At 51.9% G+C, this 3257-nt stretch carries 3 protein-coding genes; 2 read left to right on the forward strand and 1 reads right to left on the reverse strand.

Annotated elements, in window-relative coordinates; genetic code table 11:
• Positions 1-875 (reverse strand): plasmid recombination protein (locus WMO17_RS12895; protein WP_349138301.1); only part of this gene is annotated, 875 nt, incomplete at its 3' end.
• A gap of 686 nt (positions 876-1561) precedes the next feature.
• Here WMO17_RS12895 and WMO17_RS12900 point away from each other — a divergent pair.
• Both WMO17_RS12900 and WMO17_RS12905 read left to right on the forward strand, forming a co-directional pair.
• A complete protein-coding gene (locus WMO17_RS12900; RefSeq protein ID WP_349138303.1) occupies positions 1562-2392 on the forward strand; it encodes a helix-turn-helix domain-containing protein in 831 nt (276 codons plus the stop codon).
• Complete coding sequence (locus tag WMO17_RS12905) at positions 2376-3041, forward strand: sigma-70 family RNA polymerase sigma factor (RefSeq protein ID WP_349138304.1); 666 nt, start codon at positions 2376-2378, stop codon at positions 3039-3041. The genes WMO17_RS12900 and WMO17_RS12905 overlap by 17 nt, the downstream gene beginning before the upstream one ends.
• Positions 3042-3257 lie beyond the last annotated feature (216 nt).

Consider the following 3257-nt stretch of genomic DNA (forward strand, 5'->3'; position numbering starts at 1 on the left):
AGTTCCTTTTCGGTCTTGGAGAGGGTTTTGTTGGTTTGGGTGAGGTGCTGCTCTTTCTGGTCAATCTGGGCGGTCAGGGCGTCCAGCCGTTCCTGCTCCCGCTGGACTTTGAACTGGGTGACGGTCAGGTGTTCTTCGGTGCTGCCGCGCTCGCCGCGCTCTACATCGGTGTACCCGGCATTGTGCATATAGTTGAAGAAATCGTCTTGCAGGATGCTGTACGACTTCTTCAGGACTGGCTTGCCGCTCTTTTGCAGGACAGGCTTTCCAGCATCGTCCAGCAGGGGCTTGGAAGCCCACTTCTTGCTTCGGCTGACCTGCATGACGGTCTCCTTGACGGTGCCGACCAGTGCCTTGTCCTTGTAGCGTTTCGACCACAGGATCTGCTTTTCCACCACAGGTACATAGACCACATGGAGGTGGTAGTGGTAGACCTCCCGGCCTAGTGCTTCGGTCATGGCACGGTTGATCTCGTCGGCGTGCATGACTGCCGAGAGGATATACTGCTCACCACACACGATCTGAACGGCTGCTTTGTAGGCATCCTCATAGAATTGCTTGGCGAACTCGTAGCCACCGTGATTGTCAAAATAGGCCGAGTTGACATCAAAGACAAGTTCGCAGTAGTGGGTGGCATCCGGCTTCAGGCCGCGCGTGGAAATGGTTCCAGCGGCTTCCAGTTGGGCAAATAGGTCAGTGTAGCTGGCGGTAGGCTTTTTGAAGTGGACGTTCCATGCAGTGCGCTGGGGGATAATGTCGGGGTTCCGATAGCTGTCCTTTTCGCGCTCGTTGTGCTGCTGGGTGTTGCCAACGGCTTTGTCTGAAACGGCGAGATTTCGGACACTGGTGCGGTCAACGCCATCGTTTCTTGCCAAAGGGCATCCCTCCTTTCAAGGTTCATCGAGAGGTGACGGGGAACGAAGATGCACTTCTTTGGAAGTGTAATAACCCACTATAACACTTTCATCCCTATGGGCTGCAAAGTGTAGTGGGCTCTTCGAGGACTCTCCGAGGGGGAACGTCTCCTGCGGGAGAGTTACAATCAAGTTCGCACGATGCGAACTTGATTGCTCCGTACGCATCCGAAAAAATCGCGTACGGACTTCAAATAACCTGTACGGTTCGTACGGCGTACGAAAATCTGAAATATAAACGATAATTCGTTTTAATTCGCTTCGATTCGCTGTACAAGTGCGTACAAGTACAGACCGTACAGGTTGTACGAACTTCTTCCGTGAAAAAATGCAATTTTTACGGGCAGGGGTGGACAAGCGGTTCGATGCCTACAAAACCCCGCACCCTGCGGCCACCGGGCAGGGCGGTGTTATGTGTTGCACCAGAGTACCCCAAAGTGGGAACTCTGGTGTTTTTTGCCTTGTGCCTGAATATACGGAAAATTTTGGAGGAAAGGCAAAAAAGCGGCAAAACTGCAACGGAAAAAGAAAAAAGCCCTTACTGGTTGCAGGGCTGCAACAGCAAGGGCGGAGAGGTAACCGTATATTGAACAAAACGGCAGAGCGTATTATAATGAGGAAAAAGCTCAAAAAGGAGGGCCGACCACATGGCACAGGAATATCTGCCCGCACCATCCAACATCCGTCTTGCGGACTTGATGAAAGAACACAACATCAGCCAACCAGAGCTTGCCAAGGAACTCGGCTGCTCCAAAAGCACCATCAGCCGCTTTATCAGCGGTGCAAAGGGAACCCTGACCCATGAGCAGGTGCTGAAAATTGCAAGGCTGTTCAACGTGTCCACGGATTTTCTGCTGGGAGAAACCAACATTCCCGACCGCAAGAACTACGACATTGCCGAGTTAGGCTTGTCCGTAGAAGCTGCAAAGAACCTCTACACAGGGCGTGTCAATACAGAGGTGGTCAACCTGCTGCTGGAAAACGCTCGCTTCGCAGAGCTTACTTACCGCATATCGCAGTATTTTGATGATACCTTTGCTTCCGGCATCGCAGCACAGAATGCCATGCTCACGACATTGAGCACCCTGCTGCGCACAAAGGTCAAGACCCCGGAAGCAGCCAAAGCCGCAAAGGACATCAGCCTTCGGAGAAAGCCGGTGTATCAAGGCGATCTTGATGACATTGAAATGTACTTCATGGCGGCGGTCAAGGAAATCAAAAAGGGAATCGGGAGCCATTACGCCGAACAGGAAGCCATGAGCAAGAAAGTGGCAGAGAAGATGTTCACTGAATTGACCAAAGGGCAGGATGTGCAGCACCCAACGATTACGGCAGAGCAGTTGACAGATGCAATGTTGGACAGTGTTTCGGGCATGGAAGGAGCCACGCCGGAAGCACTGGAACAGCTGCGAAGCGGTCTGTTGGGAATCTTGCAGTCTGCCGCAGAGCAGGAAAACGCCCATGAAGCAGACGAATGAACGGCTTTGTGCGCTGGCACAGAAAGGCGATGCTGCCGCGCTGGACAGCCTGATCGACAACAACAAGTCCTTTATCGGCAATGCGGCAAATGATCTCTTCCGCAGTATGAATCTGGCACAGGCTGGCTTGAACCTTGACACGGACGATTTGAAACAGGCGGGCAATCTGGGCTTGTGGAAGGCCGTGCCAAAGTTCGATGCAGCGTGCGGCATGAAGTTCCTGACCTACGTGGCTCCTGCCATCCGCAACGCCATGATGGACATGGTTCGGGATGCCTTTACTGCTTTTGAGCAGCGGATGGTGACGGAAGACAAGGACGGCGTCTGCTACCAGCGCGTTTCGCTGGACGATGTTCTGCCGGGAGAGGAACAACTACGGCGCATTGAAGCCATAGCCGACCCTTATGCCATGCAGCCGCAGAGTATTATGGAAGAGCAGGAATCGCGCCGGGAACTGTACGATGGCCTGAAACGGCTGACCCAACGGGAGCAGACCTATCTGCTGTACCGCTATGGCTTCACCGATGGCGAGGAACATCCGCTGATCGGCACGGCGATATACTTTCACCTGACGAAAGGCCGCGCAAAAAAGACAGAGGAACAAGCCATGGATAATTTGTGGCTGGAACTGCCGTGGTGGTTTATCTGAGTGAAAAGAAAAATCGTGATTGTGCTACAAGTTTTCTGGAAATTTATGTGCAGCTATACGATTTTGAGGAATTTTGTAGACGGATGAAACAAAATAGGATTAAATCTAAGTATCTAAGGAACGTTGATTTCACGAAGCTGCTGATTACCGACTGTAGGATTTGAGGAGGATGCCGTTTTATGAAAATTACACGAGATAAAATGTTTTTTTCAAAAG

It is taken from the genome of Faecalibacterium faecis (assembly GCF_040096475.1).
Taxonomy (GTDB): domain Bacteria; phylum Bacillota; class Clostridia; order Oscillospirales; family Ruminococcaceae; genus Faecalibacterium; species Faecalibacterium taiwanense.

Coding starts and splice junctions, on each gene's coding strand:
- WMO17_RS12900 (WP_349138303.1), top strand. CDS start 1,562: ATGGCACAGGAATATCTGCCCGCACCATCCAACATCCGTCTTGCGGAC.
- WMO17_RS12905 (WP_349138304.1), top strand. CDS start 2,376: ATGAAGCAGACGAATGAACGGCTTTGTGCGCTGGCACAGAAAGGCGAT.